This is a genomic window from Ruegeria sp. AB9, assembly GCF_056542585.1.
Map to the genome: position 1 here is coordinate 1 of NZ_JBQGAA010000005.1, position 18,982 is coordinate 18,982.

General features: G+C 58.4%; 15 protein-coding genes. 2 read left to right on the plus strand and 13 right to left on the minus strand.

Going from position 1 to position 18,982, the window contains the following annotated elements; genetic code table 11:
- Positions 1–131 precede the first annotated feature (131 nt).
- The 6 genes from ACR0K5_RS12935 to ACR0K5_RS12960 all read right to left on the minus strand — a co-directional run bounded on the left by ACR0K5_RS12935 (position 132) and on the right by ACR0K5_RS12960 (position 5,507).
- Complete coding sequence (locus ACR0K5_RS12935) at positions 132–1,535, minus strand: NAD(P)/FAD-dependent oxidoreductase (RefSeq protein ID WP_480630063.1); 1,404 nt, start codon at positions 1,533–1,535, stop codon at positions 132–134.
- 37 nt (positions 1,536–1,572) lie between these two features.
- The gene (locus ACR0K5_RS12940; RefSeq protein ID WP_480630064.1) at positions 1,573–1,959 is read right to left on the minus strand and encodes a nuclear transport factor 2 family protein; all 387 of its coding nucleotides are present in this window, start codon (positions 1,957–1,959) and stop codon (positions 1,573–1,575) included.
- Between the two features lie 21 nt (positions 1,960–1,980).
- Complete coding sequence (locus ACR0K5_RS12945; protein ID WP_480630065.1) at positions 1,981–2,484, minus strand: universal stress protein; 504 nt, start codon at positions 2,482–2,484, stop codon at positions 1,981–1,983.
- A gap of 31 nt (positions 2,485–2,515) precedes the next feature.
- Positions 2,516–3,856, minus strand: coding sequence for a TRAP transporter large permease (locus tag ACR0K5_RS12950; protein ID WP_480630066.1), 1,341 nt, complete (start codon positions 3,854–3,856; stop codon positions 2,516–2,518).
- Entirely contained in the window at positions 3,856–4,422 is a 567-nt protein-coding gene (locus ACR0K5_RS12955; protein WP_480630067.1) for a TRAP transporter small permease, read from the minus strand. The genes ACR0K5_RS12950 and ACR0K5_RS12955 overlap by 1 nt, the downstream gene beginning before the upstream one ends.
- A gap of 68 nt (positions 4,423–4,490) precedes the next feature.
- Positions 4,491–5,507, minus strand: a complete 1,017-nt coding sequence (locus ACR0K5_RS12960; protein WP_480630068.1) for a TRAP transporter substrate-binding protein — start codon at positions 5,505–5,507, stop codon at positions 4,491–4,493.
- Positions 5,508–5,663: 156 nt separating this feature from the next.
- Between ACR0K5_RS12960 and ACR0K5_RS12965 the strand changes: the two genes are divergently transcribed.
- Entirely contained in the window at positions 5,664–6,590 is a 927-nt protein-coding gene (locus ACR0K5_RS12965) for a LysR family transcriptional regulator (RefSeq protein WP_480630069.1), read from the plus strand.
- 96 nt (positions 6,591–6,686) lie between these two features.
- Here ACR0K5_RS12965 and ACR0K5_RS12970 read toward each other — a convergent pair whose 3' ends face one another.
- From ACR0K5_RS12970 to ACR0K5_RS13000, 7 genes are all read right to left on the minus strand, one after another.
- Positions 6,687–7,031, minus strand: coding sequence for a RidA family protein (locus ACR0K5_RS12970; protein WP_480630070.1), 345 nt, complete (start codon positions 7,029–7,031; stop codon positions 6,687–6,689).
- Positions 7,032–7,179: 148 nt separating this feature from the next.
- On the minus strand, positions 7,180–8,850 hold the full coding sequence (locus ACR0K5_RS12975; protein WP_480630071.1) for a thiamine pyrophosphate-binding protein: 1,671 nt from the start codon (positions 8,848–8,850) through the stop codon (positions 7,180–7,182).
- 2 nt (positions 8,851–8,852) lie between these two features.
- Positions 8,853–10,220, minus strand: a complete 1,368-nt coding sequence (locus ACR0K5_RS12980; RefSeq protein WP_480630072.1) for an amidase — start codon at positions 10,218–10,220, stop codon at positions 8,853–8,855.
- Positions 10,221–10,223: 3 nt separating this feature from the next.
- On the minus strand, positions 10,224–12,635 hold the full coding sequence (locus ACR0K5_RS12985) for an FAD-dependent oxidoreductase (RefSeq protein ID WP_480630073.1): 2,412 nt from the start codon (positions 12,633–12,635) through the stop codon (positions 10,224–10,226).
- The gene (locus tag ACR0K5_RS12990; RefSeq protein ID WP_480630074.1) at positions 12,632–15,031 is read right to left on the minus strand and encodes a GcvT family protein; all 2,400 of its coding nucleotides are present in this window, start codon (positions 15,029–15,031) and stop codon (positions 12,632–12,634) included. Before ACR0K5_RS12990 ends, ACR0K5_RS12985 begins: the two co-directional genes overlap by 4 nt.
- A complete protein-coding gene (locus ACR0K5_RS12995) occupies positions 15,028–16,320 on the minus strand; it encodes an aspartate aminotransferase family protein (RefSeq protein WP_480630075.1) in 1,293 nt (430 codons plus the stop codon). The genes ACR0K5_RS12990 and ACR0K5_RS12995 overlap by 4 nt, the downstream gene beginning before the upstream one ends.
- Positions 16,317–17,861, minus strand: coding sequence for a trimethylamine methyltransferase family protein (locus tag ACR0K5_RS13000; RefSeq protein ID WP_480630076.1), 1,545 nt, complete (start codon positions 17,859–17,861; stop codon positions 16,317–16,319). The genes ACR0K5_RS12995 and ACR0K5_RS13000 overlap by 4 nt, the downstream gene beginning before the upstream one ends.
- A gap of 109 nt (positions 17,862–17,970) precedes the next feature.
- Between ACR0K5_RS13000 and ACR0K5_RS13005 the strand changes: the two genes are divergently transcribed.
- Positions 17,971–18,837, plus strand: coding sequence for a LysR substrate-binding domain-containing protein (locus tag ACR0K5_RS13005; protein WP_480630077.1), 867 nt, complete (start codon positions 17,971–17,973; stop codon positions 18,835–18,837).
- Positions 18,838–18,982 lie beyond the last annotated feature (145 nt).

Here is an 18,982-nt window from a genome sequence, read left to right on the forward strand (position 1 = left end):
CATCGCTGAACCAATGATCCCGAACGCATGTTCAATCCCGTGCATCTGCAGAACCTTAACAAAGGCCTCTTCTGTCGTCATCTTCATGTGAGCGTTTCCTTATCTTTTCAGGGCGTTAAAGCCTTGGTGAATTACAGTATTTCGTCTTTGAGGTAGTAGCCGACATAAGCCATGCGCTGTCCCAGTCGGCGGAAAGGCGTCAGGATGCCATGGCTCGGCAACGGGGACGTAAAGATCGGCAGTTCAAACGCCTTGTCCTTTTTGCCGGCGACCAGCTGTGCCATGCGTCGTCCGGCCTGGGCGGAGTACATCACACCATTGCCGCCGTAACCCATGGCATAGAACACACTCTGATCCGGGTCCGGCTGGAAGATGCGTGGCATCATATCGTGACTGACATCAACCCAGCCCCACCAAGAATAGTCGAGGTTGATGTCTTCAAGCACCGGAAACTTGCGGGCAAGTCCCTTCTTCAGCATGTCCAGGTGTTTACCGTTCTCGGCATCACGCCCTGTCACCGCGCTGCGGCTACCGATCTGCATCCGGTTGTCGGGCAGCAAACGATAGTAGTGGCGCAAAGTGCGAGTGTCCGTCAGGGGAGACCTGGTCTGGATACCGCACTCATCCAGTTCTGCCTCGGTCAGAGGCCGTGTCACCATTGAGTTCGACAGGATGGGCATCAGACGGTGCTTGGTACGATCGTTCAAACCCGGCGGTGTGTACCCAGCTGTTGCCAAAGCCACAGTTTTCGCGCGCACGGTGCCACCGGGCGTGCGCAAGTGATGCACTCCACCTTTGGTTTGCCATCCCATGACCGGGCTACCGGTGTGAATTTTCGCACCCAGCTTGCGCGCCATGTCGACATATCCGAAGGCCAGCTTACCGGCGTGGATGCAGGTTCCGTCAGGTTCCCACATCGCGCCTGCTGCTTCCATATCCCGCACATGTTTTTCGTGCAGCTCGTCTCGGTGAATGATGCGCGAGCCATAGCCAAATACATCGTTCAGCAGCTTGCTCTCTTTCTTGAGCGACGGCATGACCTTTTCACGGTGCGCGATGTAATAATGGCCGCCCGGCTGTGGATCACAGTCAATGTCATCTGACGCGATCAGATCATTGAACAGCTCAAAGGCTTCGGTGACCTCGGCATGCATACCTTTGGCCACATCTGTGCCCCAGCGCTGAATCCATTGCGACCGTTTCAGCCGCCCGGATGAGATCTGGGCCTGCCCGCCATTGCGGGTCGAGCAGCCCCATGCCACGGTATTTGCTTCAAGAACAATGGCTTGAATGCCGTGTTCTTTGGCAAGGTGAATGGCGGTTGACAGTCCAGTGTAGCCTGACCCGATGACCACGACATCCGCATCCATATCGCTGGACACAGGTCCATCATCGGTCGGTGGCGTTCCGGCCGTTCCTATCCAATATGTGGGCGCGTGGTCGCGATTATGACCCGGACCCGCATCGATGATGGGGTCGTATTTCGGATCATAGCTGGCTTTGGGCCAGTGACGCGGGATGCTGTTGTCCACCATTCTTGTTTTTCTCCGAGGCTGCGCGCAGGGCTGCGGATCAGGCTTTGAACATAGGACGCGTCTTGCGAAGCGCCTGTTTTACGACGATTTTTCCGTCACGCACGGTGAACAGATCTGCACCTTCTGCTTCGATCCGCATGCCGTTTGCATCGGTTCCCGAGAAGGTCCATTCGGACACGGCGCGATCACCATGGACAAAATGGCTGTGGTGGTCCCAATGCGCGTCCTTCATGCCCGCCCAAACGCCTGAGAAAGCGGCGGCAATGGCTTCGGAACCTTCGACCTTGTTGCCGTATTTCTCGTCACCAGCCACGGTGTAGAACACGCAGTCATCGGCGAAATGGGTCATCACGCCATCGATGTCGTGACGGTTGAACGCGTCGAACGTGTCAGCCAGGTCCTGCGCGGTAAGGGTGTGGGTCATTGTCTTGTCTTTCATGGTTTTTCAGTTGGATGTTTCATCATCCCGGTATGGAACGACGAGTGTAGGGATATCGGCGCGGCGCAACACACGCTTGGCGACAGTGCCAAGGAACGTGTGCGAGAACCCGTGGTCATGGGCTCCCAAAACAATCAGGTCGCACTTCAGTTGATGCGCGCGCCGCAAAATCACTTCAGCGGGGTGTCCGTCGATGATCTCGATCGTTTCGATCTGATCCTGGATACCGCGATCAGCTTCGGGCAAGGCGGCCCAGAACGCCTTTTGCCGCTCGGTCAGCACCGCCTTGACGTGGTCGTGGCGCGCTTTCAGAGTTTCAGCACGAGAACCTGTGTCCTGCATGAACATGCGCAAGGTGATCAACGCGTCGTCACTTAGGGGCTCGGAGACGTGTAAAACATGCAGCTTTGCCCCGGTTGACGCGGCCAGGCTGGCCGCGTGCTTTAGAGCATAGGTGGAATTTCGCGACAGATCTGTCGCGAAGAGGATCTGCGTAATTGTTTGTTTCATGGTTTCAGTTCCCTTTTCCGTTCATTCGCGCCTAGTAACCGAACACGCGCGGCAACCAGAGCGATATCTCGGGGAAGAACGCGATGATGAAGATCGCAACCGTGTTGATGAAGGCGAACGGCAGGGCGCGCAGCGAGATCTCTTCGATCGAGATCTTCGATATCCCCGACGCGATGAACAGGTTTTCGCCCAGCGGCGGTGTCTGGAACCCGATGCCAAGCGTACAGACCATAACCACACCAAAGTGGATCGGATCGATGCCGACGCTATACGCTACGGGCAGCATCACCGGAACCAGGATCAGGATGGTGGCCAGTGTCTCCATGAACATGCCGACAAACAGCAGGAACAGGATCACAAGCGTCCAGATCACATAGATATTGTCGGTGAAGGACAACATACCCTGTGCGATCACGGCCGGTACCTGATTTTCAACCAGAAGCCGCCCGAACACCGTCGCGGTAAACATGATCAGCAGAACCCGACCAGTCAGCCAAGTAGTGGTTTCCAATGCACCGAACAAGCTGCTCCACGACAGTTCGCGATAGATGAATGCACCCACGATCAGTGTGTAGAAGATCGCAACGATGGCCGCTTCTGTCGGGGTGAAGTAGCCCGAATAGATGCCACCCAGGATCACCACCGGTGCCATCAGCGCCCAGAAACCACGATACATTTCGCACCACATATGGCGTGCAGACCAACCATTGGTACTGCCGGTGTAGTCGTTCTTTTTCGCAAGGATGTAGTTCATCAGCAGCAGACTGCCTGCGATCAGGAAGGCGGGCATAAATCCGGCGATAAAGAGTTTCGGGATCGAAACAGTCTGGAACTGGCCGAATTCTTCCACCGCTTCGGGTGGGGGTGGCATACCCAGTGCGGCGATACCGAAAATGATCAATGGGATCGAGGGCGGGATGACGATTCCCAGACCACCTGACGAGGCGGTAATGGCCGATGCGAAACCTTTTGAGTAGCCGCGATCAATCATGGCCGGGATCATCAGCATGCCAACGGCGGCCGTCGTCGCCGGGCCGGAACCCGAGATAGCGCCAAAGAACAAACACGCCATGACGGTTGCGGCCGACATGCCGCCTGTGAACGGGCCTGCGAAGCTTTCGGCCACATTGATAAGCCGTCGCGACAGCCCCGATGCCTCCATCAACGCACCAGCCAGAATGAAGGCGGGTAACGCCATCAGCGGGAAGGACCCAACCGAGGTAAAGGCGATCTGTACGAATTTGATCGGGTTTTCACCCAGGTAAAGAAAGGTGATCAAGGTTGAGACGCCAAGCGCCACGGTTATCGGAGCACCGATGAACAGCAGAAAGAGAAATCCGCCGAACAGCAGTGGGATAATTTCAGCGCCCATTACTTTTCTCCCTCAGAGCTGGAAATGCCATGGCTATGGCTTTCGGCTTCGGCTTTCACGGCATCGAGATCGATCGAATCCGGATCGACCATCTCTTCGTCCAGCACGAGTTTTCGGTAGTTCACCTGGATCACGCGTATAGTCATGAGGGTGAAGGCGATGGGAAGGACGATATAGACCCAGCTCAGGTGGAACCCGAGGGTCTGTGACGACTGAAACCGGTTCATCTTGTTGAAGATGAAGTCGATCGCCAGATAGACGAAAACGACATTGAAGAAGATCCAGAAGAGATCCGCGAACGCCTCAATGTATTTTATCGCGCGCGGCGACAGAAACTTGAACTGAAACGTTACCCGGTTATGGGCGCCCATCTTTGCCGCGTAGCTGGCGCCAAAGAAGACAAACCAGACAAACATGTAGATCGACAGTTCCTCGACCCAGGAAAAAGAAAACGAAAACAGCGTTCTCACGATGACCTGAAGAAACAAAAGACAAACGAATACCGCCAACAATGTGCGACAGATATAGCTTTCGATGTTGTCTACAAATCCCCAAAATTTCGACATCTGACCCTCCCTTTTTGTAGGGGGGCACCGTCAGGCGCCCCCCATTTCATTGACCTTTTGGTCTTTGATTATTGCGAAACCGGTTCGCGGCCGATTTCAGCCAGCACGGCGTTGAGCTTTTCGACGCCACCGATGCTTTCATAGAACTTCGGCCACACGGCGGTGGTTGCCAGTTCGATGAACTCGGCTTCGTCGTTCTCAGGGTCGACGATTTCCATGCCTTTTTCGATCAGGATCTCTTTGATCTCAGCTTCTTTTGCACGGAGGAAGTCAGCAGAGGCCTGCGTCGCGGCTTTGCCAGCCTCAAGCACGATTTCCTGGTCCTCGGGGGACAGTTCCTGGAATACCTGCTCGGAGATGATGAGCGGTTCGATCGAGAAGATGTAACGGATGTTTGTCACATACTTCTGAACTTCGTAGAACTTCATCGCATTGATGGTGGTGTAGGGGTTGTCCTGACCATCGACAACTTTGGTCTGCAAACCGGCAAAAGTTTCCGACCACGCCATCGGCGTCGGGCTGATGCCCCAGGACTTGTAGGTGTCGATCATGATTTCGTTCTTGGGAACGCGAATGACAAGACCTTCCAGATCCGCGACCGACTTGACCGGTTTCTTCGAGTTGGTCAGGCGACGGAAACCGGTGTAGGTCCACGCGATGATGCGAACACCGGCGTCATTGATTGTGTTCTCAGTCAGTTCCTGACCAATTGGGCCCTGGGTCAGCTTCTCAGCATCTTCAAGGCTGAGAATGACGTAAGGCAAGGTGAACACACCGACGGTCGGAGAGAACGGGGTGATGTTGTTGATCGCTAGCAGCGACATATCGAGCGTACCAATGGCCGCGTCGTTGACGGTATCCTGCTCGGATCCGAGCTGACCGTTCAGGAAAAGAGTTGCCGTATGATTGCCACCCGATAGCTCTTCGAGGGCGGCTTTGAAGCCCAGTCCCGTTGCCTCTTGGCTGGAACCCCCGCTGTCGCCGACCGCAATTTTGAAGTTCTTCGCGTCAGCCGCGCCTGCTACCATCAGTGCGGCAACGGAAACGGCTGCACTGATGGTGCCTAGCTTCTTGATAAATGACATGGATTTCCTCCCATTTGTCGTGTTTCGAGGTGCGCGCTGATCTGGGGAGAGGTGACCAGTCCGATTCTACCTCGGCGCAATGAGGCTAACTTGCCAAATTAGTTTCGTCGTTGTTAATATTTGCGTGAAAGGTTTCACAAATATCAAACTTAAGAGATGAGACACAATAAACTAGCAACCCGGATCGGGGATACAGACATTCGCCTCTTGCGGGTTTTCAAGACCGTAGCGGAAAGCGGTGGGCTGACGGCTGCAGAGATCGAGCTTAATATCGGAAAATCAACGATTTCTAAGCACTTGTCGGATCTGGAGTTGCGGCTTGACCTGAAACTGTGCAACCGCGGCCCATCAGGGTTTTCCCTGACAGAAGACGGCGAGAAAGTGCTGGCGGCGGCTGAAGACCTGCTAATTTCCGTTTCGCAGTTCCGAACCGAAGTGAACGAGATAAAGCAGCAATTGGCAGGCAGTATTCGCGTGGCATTGTTCGATCAGTGTACAACCAACCCCGAGGCCCGGCTTGCACGCACCATTCACAAGTTCAATGAAGCGGCACCTGCAGTTCACATTGAACTGTCACTGGAACCCCCCAATGTGATCGAAACAATGGTAATCGGTGGCCAGCTGGATGTTGGCGTCATCGCATTGCACCGGCCATCAGCAAGTCTGCATTACGCGCCGCTTTATGGAGAGAACATGTATCTGTATTGCGGGCAAGAGCATCCTCTGTTCGACCGCCCCCCTGAAGGCCTGAGTGTGAAAGACATTGGTTCGTTCAACTATGCGGGCCTCAACGTAAATTCCCCCAACCTTATCTTTGGTCAACAGCTGGGATTCCGACGCGCGGCGAAAGTGCAAAACGAACAAGCGCTTGCGATCCTGATACTTTCAGGTCGCTACCTTGGGTTTCTTCCGGACCATCTGGCGCAGGAATTTGTCGATCAGGGGCTTATGAAGCAGGTCTTACCGCAGGAAATCAAATACAGAACCCGTTTCGCGGCCGTCGCCAGAAAACAACCTGCGCCGACACGCGTGGCAAAGCTGTTTCTGGAAACATTGCTGGAAGTGCATTCTCACGTGCATTGAAGGCCCGTGCAGCCAGAACGTTCGGGTGCACCATATGTCGTTTCCGGTACCCGCCTCGCACCTGAAATTGACGCGAGGCCAGGGTTGTTGGGCAGATCAATCGCAAGCTGCGGTAACGATCATTTCGACCTTCAAAACATCACGGGCCAGTTTCGCTTCGCCACAAGCACGGGCCGGGGCGTGGCCTTCCGCCACCCAGGCGTCCCAAACCGCGTTCATTTCGGCAAAATCGGCCATGTCCGACAACCAGATCACACATTGCAGGATGCGTGTCTTGTCGCTACCTGCCTTTTCCAGCAGGTCCTCGATTTTGGCAAGGATGTCACGGGTCTGATCCGCAACAGTCGCAGCATCCGAGACCTGACCGCACAGATAGGCGGTTCCGTTGTGTTTGACGATGCGGCTCATGCGCTGGCCGGTTTCGATGCGAGTGATGGTCACGACTGGTGTCTCCTGTCACGAAAGGTTGGTTCCAAGTGGGCGATAGAGTGAAACAGCATGAACCGCCAGTCCGGATATACAGCCATCGAACACCTGCCAACTTGTCGTGCCGCTCTTGCCCGCCCTGCAAAATGCAAATGTTGCGTGATCAACTCTTTTGTGGCGTTTTGAACAGGTCTTTGCGCAAGGTCATCAACGCGCCGGGATCGATTTTGGCCTGAACGACAGTGGTTTCATTCGACTCGATCGCCTCTTGCAGCGCCGGGCCCATGCCCCCTGGCCCATCGACCCAGATACCTTTGCCGCCACACAGTTCAGCGAACTTGTCGAAACGGGGCGAGCGGATTTCGGCGCCCAGCAACCTGCCGCCATAGAATTCCTGCTGATAGGCCTTTTCAGCACCCCAGGCTTCGTTGTCCAGAACAACGATGGTGATCGGCAGATCGTTCTGAATAGCGGTCTGTATCTCAATCATCGTATAGCCAACCGCACCATCGCCCATAATCGCCACAACAGGGCGATGTGGCGCAGCCGCCTTAGCGCCGATTGCAGCGGAGAGGCCGAAACCGACAAGACCGAAATCCAGTGGAGTGATCAGCGACATCGGCGCGTAATGAGCCAGCCGGTCAGCGGCCTGAAGACAAGTGTTGCCTGTATCCAACGTCACAATGGCGTCTTCCGGCAAGGTGGCGCGGATTTCCGCCAGGGCACGGCGCGGATGCATGGGCAGACTGTCCAACACTGCCTCAGCTGCACGCTCGGCTGCGAGGTTGGCCATGTCAGCGTGAAATGCATCGCGCCATGTATCACAGCCGGGGCGTGTCGCAACGTCGGTCAGTGCTACGGCGGTCAGGCGAGCATCGCCCTGCGCTGCAATTTCCGTAGGGAAATAGCGGCCAACTGCCGCGCCCTCGATATCTACATGGGCAATGCGGGTATCAGCCCCGACATAGTCGTTGGAATGAAAGGTCGAGTTGAACCCAAGCCGCGCGCCCAGCACGACCATGACATCCGCCTCGCGCGTCAATCGGCTGGCAACCGTGTTTCCGCGTGGTCCTGCCTGTCCAGCGAACCACGGGTGACCGTGCCGCATGATGTCGGCGTGACCAGTTGAGGCAACAACCGGCACTTCGAGTTTTTCGGCCAGTGTGGTCAGGGCGTCGCGCCCTGACCCCCATTTGAACCCACCGCCGGCAAAGATCACGGGGCGCTCAGCCCCTGACAGCAGATCGGCAATTGCAGCAATATCCGAAGGCGCGGCTGGGCCGGGGCGGGCAATGTTCACCGGATCAGGATCGAAGGCCGATATCTCGGACGCAAACAAATCGCGCGGGACATGCAACACCACCGGCCCACGCCGACCCGAATTGGCCAGCCGGATGGCATCTTCAAGCATCGGTGCCAGCCGCGCCGGATCCGTCACCATGACAGAGCGTTTGGAAATGGGGGCAAACAGCGCCACCTGATCGATTTCCTGAAACGTATCCTTGCACTGATCGGCGCGGGTGATCGCACCGGCAATCACCACTAGCGGAGAATAGGCCAGTTGCGCCTCGGCTACCGCAGTGACGATGTTGACAACGCCGGGCCCGGCTTGCGCCCCGAGCACAACACCGGGTTTGCCCGTCATCCGCGCCCACGCATCAGCCATATGCCCCGCCGCCCGTTCATCCCGGGCCCCGACATACGCGATCTCGCCACCTCGATACATGGCATCGTAGAGCTCGAGCATCGAGCCACCCAAGAGGCCAAAGACGGTGTCGATGCCGTTGGCTTTCAGAACGCGATAGACGGCTTCTCCGCCATTAATGGTGGTCATGATTATTCTCCGGAAATTTGGCGTTCAATCTGGCGGGCAAAGCGCAGAAGCCGGGCGTCCGATCCCTTGGGACCGGTGATGTGAAGACCCACTGGCATACCGTCCGAGGACCGGCCCATGGGGATGGAAATCGACGGGAGCTCCATCGTCGGTGTCAGAGTAACGGTGCGCCAATCCTCGGTGATTTCACCATCGCGTAGATCAGCACTGAACGGCAGGCCGGTGGCGGTCGGCCAAAGGGCGAAATCGTAACGTGCGAAAAAAGCGGCGACCGAGTCCCAGACCTGACGACGTGTCGTCTGATAAGCGATCAGATCAGCCAGGCTTTGCCCTTCACCCTGTGCGCAGGCAGTGCGATAGCTTTCCCCGGCCAGCGCCATATCGGGATTGAGCGCGGCGCGTATTTGCAGGGCGCACTGACCGCGAATGATATCGCCATGCGCAAGCAAGGGCGCAAGGCCTGGCGCCGTGCCTTCATCGACCTGCCAGCCGAGATCACGGCACAGGTCTGAAACCGGGGCCAGAGCCGTCTGCACTGAAAGATTAACGGTTGCCCCGAAGGGAGTCGGACAATATGCGAGACGTCCGGGGTTAAGCGGTGCGTCAAGCTTGGCCGGGTCTGGGTAAATTCCGGTAAAACCCAAAGGCTGATTGGGCGTCGGTCCCTGCATCACACTCAACATCAGGGCAAGGTCCGATACGGTACGCGCCATCGGGCACGGCACAGAGAGTCCATCGAACGGGGCCGGGTTCGGATCCATAGGCACCAGACCCGACGTCGGGCGCATACCGACTACTCCACACCACGCGGCAGGCGTACGGGCACTGCCCCCCAGATCCGAACCATCGGCAAGTGCAACCATGTTGGCCGCCAACGCGGCGGCTGCCCCTCCGGAACTTCCGGCAACAGTTTTTTCCGGGTTCAACGGATTGCGCGTCGTGCCTGAAACAAGGTTCGTAGTCTGACCGGACAAGGTGAACTCGGGCGTGTTGGTCTTGCCGACAATCACGGCCCCGGCGGCGCGCAGACGCGCCACGTGGAGCGCATCCTTTGACGGGACAAATTCGGTAAAACTTGTCGATCCGTGCGTGGTGCGCAAGCCTGCGGTGTCAAAGCAATCCTTGATCGCGATGGGCAGACCATGCAGTGGTCCAGCGAACTCGCCTCGGGCGGCCATCTGGTCCAGCTCATCGGCGCGGGCGCTGGCGGCATCCCAATCCAACGTGATGAAGGCATTTATCCCGGTTGTATCGTCTTCGACACGGGCGCGGTAGGCTGCCAGAACTTCGGCGCTGCTCAGGGTCCGTTCACGCAGGTCGCCCGCAAGTTCGGTGGCCGATTTCCGGACGATGTTATTTGGTTGCAGCAAGGGTCACTCCTCGGATCGGGGCCGCAGATTCTGCGGGTCGAGGAGCGCATCCTGATGGATGGTCACCGGGATGTCACGATTCAGAATTCGGACACTGAGGCCGGTTTGCGGGGTGCCTTTACGGACGAACAACCAACCCAGTGATTTGCCAATGGTGTATCCGTAGCCTCCGGAAGTGGTCAGGCCCACAGGTCGCCCGTTCAACAGCACCGGTTCACCACCGTGAATGTCGATGTCGTTGGAATGCAGTTCTGCGTAGAAGAGTTGCCACGAAGGATCCCGGCCTAGCAGCGCGTCACGACCCAGAAAATCACGACCCTCGCTGACAACAAACCGGTCTAGCCCCACGTCCAGCGGTCCGACATCCGTGGTCAATTCGCCGCTGGCGCGATAGGCTTTTTCCATCCGCATCCCATTGAATGCGTAAGAACCCAGATCGGTCAGCCCGTGCTTGGTCCCTGCTTCGAACAGGGCGTCATACAGCTTACCGATCTGGTCCAATGGCGCGTGAAGCTCCCACCCCAATTCGCCGACAAACGAGACGCGTAGCGCATAACAGGGGATGCCCGCAACACTGATTATCTGCCCCGAAAGCCAGGGAAATGCCTGATTGGAAAGGTCAGCGACCGTCAGCTCGGACAGGATGCGACGCGAGAAGGGTCCGGACATGGCCAGCATCCCCCAATCCGCCGAGCGGTTGATCATCGTCACTTCCTCGTCGGGGAGGACATTCGATCTGATCCAGTCGAAATCCGGTGCGGCTCGTGCGATGGGCGAACCCGTGAAAAACCGATCCTGCGTAATCCGCCAGATGGTGACTTCCGTTTCGAACCGACCCTTCTCGGTGAGTAGGTGATTGAGGCTCATCCGCCCGTCCTTCGACGGGATACGGTTCGCCGAGAGTCTGTCCAGCAAAGCGCCTGCATTCTTGCCCGAAATTTCAAACTGGGCAAAGGCGCAGAGATCGATGACACCGGCGGCGCGGCGGGTAGCCTGGGCCTCGGTTTTTGCATTTTCATGCCATGGCTGGTGTCCCCAGCCGATCTGTTCAACCTCGCCCACCTCGCCGAAGTAGCGTGGACGTTCCCAGCCCGAGATTTCGCCAAAGACAGCGCCCTTGGCGGCGAGACGGTCGTACAGCGGGTGTTTTTTCGACGGCCGAAGACTATGAAACTGTTTGCCCGGACACGGTGTGTCATGGCGACGCATGAACTCGTCCTTGGTGCGCTCGACGATGAAATTGTCCGAGGCGAAATCTCCGTAGCGACGGGGATCGAAGCCGCGCGTGTTGATCTCGGCTTCACCATGCACCATCCAATCGGCCAGCACCTTGCCTGCGCCACCGCCCCAGGCCAACCCGATAGAAGACCCGCAGGACAGCCAGACATTCGGCGCGCCTGAAGGCCCGACCAGCATTCCGCCATCCGGGGTGTGTGTTATGGCCCCTCGCACGACCCGTTTGATGCCAAGATCAGCCAGGATCGGCATTTTGTCCAACGCGACCATCAGGAAATCTCCGATAGAGTCGTAATCGGCCTGAAACAACTCATTCTCTGCCGCCCAGGGTGCGCCTTCGGGCATTTCCCAGACAGTGGGGCAGACATGGTCTTCATAGATTCCGATCAGGCCGGATTTCTGTTCCTGCCGGATATAGCCGCCATAGGCGTTGTCGCGCATCACGGGCAATTCCGAACGGACCGCGAACTGAGGCACCGTGTCGGTCACAAGGTAATGATGCAAGCACGACACCGAGGGGATTTTCAGCCCGAACCACTCCCCCACCTGATTGGCATAAGACCCAGCGGCGATCACCACATGTTCGGCCAGCACATCGCCTTTTTCGGTGCGCAGCAGCCACATGTCACCTTTGCGAGAGGCTCCGATCACCCGGTTGTGCCGTTCGATCCGCGCACCGCGCGACCGGGTTGCGGCGGCCAGCGCCATGGTCACGCTAGAGGGGTCGATATGCCCGTCCTCATAAGTGCGCACCGCTGCTTTCACATCATCGACCTTGTAGAAAGGGTTGACCTGCGACACCTCCTCCGGACCGATCAGGTCCATTGGCAGGTCCAGCAGCTTGCCCACGCCCATGATCGACTTCATCCAATCGACTTCATCGTCGGTAGTGGCAATCCGGATGCCGCCAACTTCGTGCCAGCCGATGCTTTGACCGGTTTCCGCTTCGACTCGTTTGTAAGTTTCGATTGAGGTTTTGTTGATCCACCCCATCAGGCGGCTGCCGACCGCATGGGCGATCTGCCCGGCGGCGTGCCATGTGGATCCGCTGGTCAGTTCCGCCTTTTCAAACAGGATCGTGTCGGTCCAGCCATTCTCGGCCAGCTGAAACTGCGCCGCCACGCCCATGATGCCGCCGCCGACGATAGCCACGCGGGTGGTTCTGGTCATATCGCTCATGCGAAGGCTACCTTTGCGGGTTTGAGAGAGGCTTTGGCTGCAAAGCGCGTGCAGGCGATTTCGACTTCGAACCCAGTCAGGACGTCTTGGGTTTCCAGCAGATCAAGCGGCACGTTGATCAGGCCAAGCGCCACGGAACGGCCGAACCGGTAGCTCCATGCGGCTGAGGTGACCTGCCCCACGACTTTGCCGTCGAAGTAAATGGGTTCATCGTGCAGCGGGATCGCAGCGGGATCGTCGAACAGGATCGAAACGATCCGCCGCTTGGGTTGGTGATTCCGCAGGGCGTCTTCACCGACAAACCCGGTGCCCATGGCACAGAACGCGCCCAACCCGGCCTCAAGCGGTGTGATGCCCGGTGTGAGTTCGTGGCCGAAGGCGCGAAAGCCGCTTTCTATGCGCAGCGAGCCGCTGGCATAAAGCCCCGCATGGCTTGCCCCAGCCGCGACCAGAGCTTCGTGCGCGGCCATGGCCATGTCTGCCGGGATATAGAGCTCATAGCCTTCTTCGCCGGTAAAGCTCAGCCGTCCCACCCAGCCCCGGGCCAAACCAATCTCGACCGGGGCGAAACTGAACCGTTTGAGATCGGGAACCGGTGTGTTTGTTGTGGCTTGCAGCACCTCGCACGCCTTTGCACCGACGAGACTCAATATGGCATAACCGCTGGTTACATCGGTGAATTCGGCGCGATAGTCGCCCTTTGTGTCCTGCATCCGTTGCAGCACCCGGACAGTCTCGTTGGCGCCGACGATCATCAGATAGGTCTCGGGTCCATGCCGCTGCACCGTCAGATCGCTTTCCACACCGCCGCGCGCATTCAGGATCTGAGTATAGGCGATGCGACCCTGGGGCACATCCATATGCGCCGCGCAAAGCCTGTCGAGCAAGGCGCAGGCCTCCGGCCCCTGCACCATGATCTTACCAAAGGCGCTTTGATCGAGAATGGCCGCTCCGGTGCGGCAAGCCTCGACCTCGCGCCCCACTTGATCGCGCCAGGCAGGCACTCCGAAGGATAACGGCAAATGGGCAGCTTCACCGCCGAAATGCACGGCGCGTTCCCATCCGCCGCGGGCTTCGAACCGAGCACCCGCAGCCACCAGCCCGGCATGGATGGGCGAACGGCGCTGCCCGCGCGCGGTCTCCATCGACCGTCCGGGAAAGGGATTGTCATAGTGGCGGCCCAGCACTTCGGGGATACGGGCTTCGAGCGCGCCAAGAACGTTCGCCTCAGGGCTGAACCTGCGAATATCGGCCTCGTTCAACTCCATGGTGGGCTCACCAGCGATGATCCATTCGGCCAATGCCCTGCCTGCACCGCCAGCCAATGCGATACCGGTCGAGTTCATACCCCCCATCAGAAACAGCCCCGGCACTTGGGGGCTTTCGCCCAAAATGAACTGGCTGTCGAGCGTGAAGCTTTCCGGCCCGTTCAGCAACATCCGAACTTCGGCCCGTTCCAGCGCAGGAATACGGCGTAAAGCGTTTTCCATCATTGGCATGAAATGATCCCAATCCTCGTCCAGCAGATCGAACGAGAAATCGGTGGGCAACCGATTCAGCGGCAAGCCTTTGGCATGGGGTTCGAACGAACCTACCAAAAGCCCTTCAACATCGTCTCGGGCATAGAGGAATGCATCCTGATCGTTCAGGGTCGGCAGATGAGCACCTTTGCCAAGGGCCTGAACCTCGGGCAAAGGTTTGGTCAGGATGTAGAAATGTTCGCAGGCATAAAGCGGCATGTGCGCCCCGGCCATGGCCGCGACCTCGCGCGACCAGAGCCCGCAGGCAACCACTACCTCGTCGGCCTCAATGACATGGTCACCGACCTCCACCGCCGATATCCGCCCGGCTTTCTTTCGCAGGCCTGTCACGCGGGTGTCTTCAAAGATCCGAACGCCGCGCGCCCGTGCGCCCTTGGACAGCGCCAAGGCCACGTCGGACGGGTTGACCCGACCGTCCGAGGGCGACCAGACCGCGCCGATCACGTCATTCACTTCTATCAGCGGCCACAGATCCTTGGCGCGGGTCGCATCCACCACTTCGGCCTCAAGCCCGAAGGCCCGGCCCAGCGAGACTTGACGTTTGATGTTGGTCAGCCTGTCGGGGTTGGTGGCAAGCGTCAACGAGCCGGTTTGGGTCCACCCAGTGGCCTGCCCGGTTTCGCATTCCAGCTCGCCGTAGAGGTCGATGGAATAGTTGATCAGCTTCGTCAGCGTCGCCGAAGGGCGCAAGCGTCGCACAAGGCCTGCCGCGTGCCATGTGGTGCCGCTGGTCAGTTTCGAGCGTTCGAGGACAACGATGTCTTTGCGCCCTTCGCGGGCCAGATGATAAGCGACAGAGCAGCCGATAACGCCGCCACCGATGATGACGGTGCGGGCGTGGGTGGGCAGGGTCATGTCAGCACTCCGTCACGGATGAGGTCGGATATGGTGTCGCGGAAATGCGCGACGGCCTCGTCGATCAGATCGGGTGTATGCGGCAGGCCGGTGACGCAGGACGTGAAGGACATGAAGTCCACGCCCCTTTCCAACAGCCCGTCGCGTAAGCCTTTGACAACGGCGGGCGGGGTTTTGCGGATCGCAGCGGCATCCAGCCCTGCAATGGTCCGACCACCGAAATAGAGATGGCAGGTCGAGCTGTCGCCATAGGCCAGTGCCTGCACGTCCAGTGATTGGAATACAGCGTTGAAGCCATCACGCAAGCGCTTGGCCATTGCGTCGGCATGGGCCTGAACGTCCCCGGTCGAGAGGATCTCCATCGCTTTGACGGCCCCGGCGGCAACCATTGGCGCTGCGTTGAATGTACCCTTGTGGCTGACCGGAGGCGACAGCCCGTCACGGGTTTCACCGGGGCTCAGCAAATCCATGATGTCAGCCCGGCCAACAACGGCCCCGCCGGGAAGCCCGCCGGTGACGACCTTGGCCAGCGTTGTCAGGTCAGGTGTCACCCCGTCGCGCGCCTGACGCCCACCCGGGGACCAGCGCAGGCCGGTGATCACCTCATCAAAGACCAACACGTGGCCTGTTTGCCCTGTCAACTCCCGTATCCCGTGCAGGAAACCGTCGGGCAAGGGCACCGAGCCGTAATTCGCACCGGATGCCTCGACAAAAACGGTTCCAATCTGCGCGTCATTGTTGAGCAGCTTGGCAATGACATCCAGATCCGGGGGCGACACGACGGTCAAATCGCTGACGGCCTGCGGCACACCCATCGAAGGGGCCGCGTTGGTACCGGGCTTGGCACCCTTGATCAGCATGTCGTGCCAGCCATGGAAATGCCCATCGATGCGCAGCACCTTGTTTTGTCCGGAATATGCACGGCCCAGCCGCAAGGCCAGCATCGTCGATTCTGTGCCGGACCCGGTGAACCGCACCCGTTCGGCGGAAGGGAACAGCCGGTTCAGCCATTCGGCCCACTCGACCTCCAGCAGGTGACAGTCGGCAGTATAGGGCATCCGTGTCATCTGCTGTGCCACAGCCTCTGCGATCTCGGGATGCGCGTGACCCAGAATCTGACTGGCTGCACCCAGTTTGAAATCGATATAACGCTTGCCGTCCACGTCCCATTTCTCGGCCCCTTTGGCACGGTCGAAATAGATCGGATGCGGGGTCTTATAGCGCAGCTCGTGGCTGACACCGCCGGGCATTACCGCATGGGCGCGGTTACTGAGCGAGGAGCTTTTCATGAGGGCCTGCCGATCTGGTGTCGCGCAAGGCGGATATCGAAACGAGCCCGCAGCGCTCGGTCAATTTCATCAGGAATGTGCTGAGGGAAGTGGCTGGCCAGAATGTCGCGCGCCTTTTGCCGAGCAATGTCACCAACCGGATGGCTGCCGTCTTCCTGCCATTCCAGCGGCGTTCTGCGGTCTCCGATCTCGGGATAAAAATAATCCGATTTCATACGGTTGAATGTGTGCTGCTCACCCAGATAGTGCCCTTCACCCCTACAAACTTCCGCGATTACATCGGCGGCAATGTTCTCGGGCGTGGCTTCGATCCCGCGCAGGGTCCGTAAAATGTTGCCCAGCATGTCATTGTCGCTGATATAGGCCGCGTGGCTGACACCCAGCAAGCTGGCCTGCATCCCCGCCGCCTGAGTGACGATGTTGGACCCCGCATGGGCGGCCATGGTCACGGCCAGCGATTTCTCGGCCCCGTATTGCGCATCAAGGCACTTGGCGTCTGTAATGCCCGCAATCGATGAAGTTGGCAGGTCGAAATGCCGCCCCATCTGAGCGGCCCCGGCCATCAGGATCGCCTGTTCCCCGCCACCGCCACACATGGAGCCAGTACGCAAATCCGCCACCAGCGGTTTGGGGGCAAAGATCGCCTTGACCTGCGGGTCGACCAGACGGGCAAACACCAGCCCTGCCAGCGTTTCCGCCACGGCCTGGACCAAAGACCCCGCGATGGTCGCGGGGCTGGTTGCCCCAGCCTGTCCTGCACTGATCAGCTGAACCGGAAACCCGGCCAGAATTGCGGCTTCGAGAACTTCGCACGCCTCTTCGGCGAAACGCATGGGTGGTACGACATGGCACACCATCACGGTCAGGAACGGGCGGGCGCGAAAAGCGGCCTCTCCTCCCGCGATAGCGTAGCAAAGCTGGGCAATATCGGGCACGTTACCGGGTTCGCTGATCGAGATAGACACATGTTTGGCCGTGCCGGTCAGGCAGGCATAGGCGGTGTTGAGATCCATCACTGCGTTGTCCTCAATGTCACGGGCAACAACCGAACGGCTGAAATGGTGGATATTGTCCATCCGATCGACGATCCGCGCCGCGTCGTACAGATCGTTCAGCGTTGAGTCCCGATAGGCGCCCGAGTCTAAATCAAACACTCCGGGCGCGGCTCCACCGGTCGACATGTGCACTTTGGCCTGGTTGATGTGCAGATCATGCTCGGGGGATTGCCCGCACAGGGTAAAATCGCGTCTGGCTTCGGCGATTGCTTTTCGCACAAGTTGGCACGGGAAGCGCAGCCGATTGTCTTCGGTCAACGATCCACCGGCCGCAACCACTTTGTCGATCATCGAAGGAATGGCCTGGCTCAACCCCAGCGTCTCCAAAAGAAACAGCGCGGTTTCCTCGACCAGTGCAACCTCCTCAGAAGAAAGAGGCTTCAAACGCCCTCCGGAAATACCCGGCCAAACTGGCGGATTCGAAATGGCTTCCGTTGTTTCGTTTAGACGCTGCTTGCGGCCGCGCCTGCGGGCTGATGAGGGCATTTTAACATGAGTCCAGCTTAACTACCCCTGATAGTTGCAAGCTGCCTGCGTTGTTTACAAATGGTCTTTCCTCAGCATTTAGTGAGTCAAACTCATCATTGAGGCCTTAATGCTTCCATCCCTTTCCGCACTCCGCGCCTTTGATGCCGCTGCAAAGACCGGCAGTTTCCGAGCAGCCGCCGAACACCTTGCGGTGACGCCAACCGCAATCAGCCATCACGTCAGGGGGCTTGAAGATCAGCTTGGAACGCTTCTGTTTGAACGGGCCAGGCGCGAGGTCCGACTGACAGAAGACGGGATACGGCTTGCCGAGACAACGTCTCAGGCATTTGGCATGCTGGAAGAGACCGTCGGTGCCCTGCGCAGAACGTCCCGCAAGGTTGTGCGGTTGGTCGCTGGCCCAATTTTCACGGCCCGCTGGCTGATGCCGCGGATCAGCGACCTGTGGCAGAGATTTCCCGATATCGAGCTTGAGGTGGTGCCATCCTATCGCCCCCGCATGGATGATCAGGCCCAGGCGGATATCGTGATCAGCTGGCAGCGCCTTGCAGACATGCCTCAGAGCGCAACCAAGCTGTTGGAGTTGCGCCCTGTCGCAATCGCGAGCGAACAATATATCAGCCAGCACGGCCCGATCAGCGCACCGAAGGATTTGTTGACGAAACCCATTCTGCACCAGCGAAACCACTGGGGTTGGCTGGATTGGTTTGCCGCCCTGAACGTACAACCTGATTCACCACTGGTCGGCGTTGTATTCGAGGATGCCAACGTTCTGCTGCGCGGTGCCGCCGAAGGGCAAGGAGCCGTGGTCGGCTGGTTACCCCTGATCGATCAGGACCTTATGGAAGGTCGGGTTGTTCGCCTGTTCGGCGAAGATATCGCGCCAACCCACGGGTATTTCGTCGAAGCACAGGAGGGTAGCCGAAACAGGCGCGATATACAGAATGTGATCGAGTGGCTGGTTTCGCAGAGTTGAACCAGAAAGATTGCCGTCACCAGTACTTTTTCCCTCTTGTCACACGGTCAGTCGCCAGAGAGTTTTTTGAAACACCACGGCGTTTGAGCACAAGAAGTTTGACGGAGAAATTCCAGTCTGCTTTCAATCGGCACAGAGTTCCATC

Coding starts and splice junctions, on each gene's coding strand:
- ACR0K5_RS12935 (WP_480630063.1), bottom strand. CDS start 1,535: ATGGTGGACAACAGCATCCCGCGTCACTGGCCCAAAGCCAGCTATGAT.
- ACR0K5_RS12940 (WP_480630064.1), bottom strand. CDS start 1,959: ATGACCCACACCCTTACCGCGCAGGACCTGGCTGACACGTTCGACGCG.
- ACR0K5_RS12945 (WP_480630065.1), bottom strand. CDS start 2,484: ATGAAACAAACAATTACGCAGATCCTCTTCGCGACAGATCTGTCGCGA.
- ACR0K5_RS12950 (WP_480630066.1), bottom strand. CDS start 3,856: ATGGGCGCTGAAATTATCCCACTGCTGTTCGGCGGATTTCTCTTTCTG.
- ACR0K5_RS12955 (WP_480630067.1), bottom strand. CDS start 4,422: ATGTCGAAATTTTGGGGATTTGTAGACAACATCGAAAGCTATATCTGT.
- ACR0K5_RS12960 (WP_480630068.1), bottom strand. CDS start 5,507: ATGTCATTTATCAAGAAGCTAGGCACCATCAGTGCAGCCGTTTCCGTT.
- ACR0K5_RS12965 (WP_480630069.1), top strand. CDS start 5,664: ATGAGACACAATAAACTAGCAACCCGGATCGGGGATACAGACATTCGC.
- ACR0K5_RS12975 (WP_480630071.1), bottom strand. CDS start 8,850: ATGACCACCATTAATGGCGGAGAAGCCGTCTATCGCGTTCTGAAAGCC.
- ACR0K5_RS12985 (WP_480630073.1), bottom strand. CDS start 12,635: ATGAGCGATATGACCAGAACCACCCGCGTGGCTATCGTCGGCGGCGGC.
- ACR0K5_RS12990 (WP_480630074.1), bottom strand. CDS start 15,031: ATGACCCTGCCCACCCACGCCCGCACCGTCATCATCGGTGGCGGCGTT.
- ACR0K5_RS12995 (WP_480630075.1), bottom strand. CDS start 16,320: ATGAAAAGCTCCTCGCTCAGTAACCGCGCCCATGCGGTAATGCCCGGC.
- ACR0K5_RS13000 (WP_480630076.1), bottom strand. CDS start 17,861: ATGCCCTCATCAGCCCGCAGGCGCGGCCGCAAGCAGCGTCTAAACGAA.
- ACR0K5_RS13005 (WP_480630077.1), top strand. CDS start 17,971: ATGCTTCCATCCCTTTCCGCACTCCGCGCCTTTGATGCCGCTGCAAAG.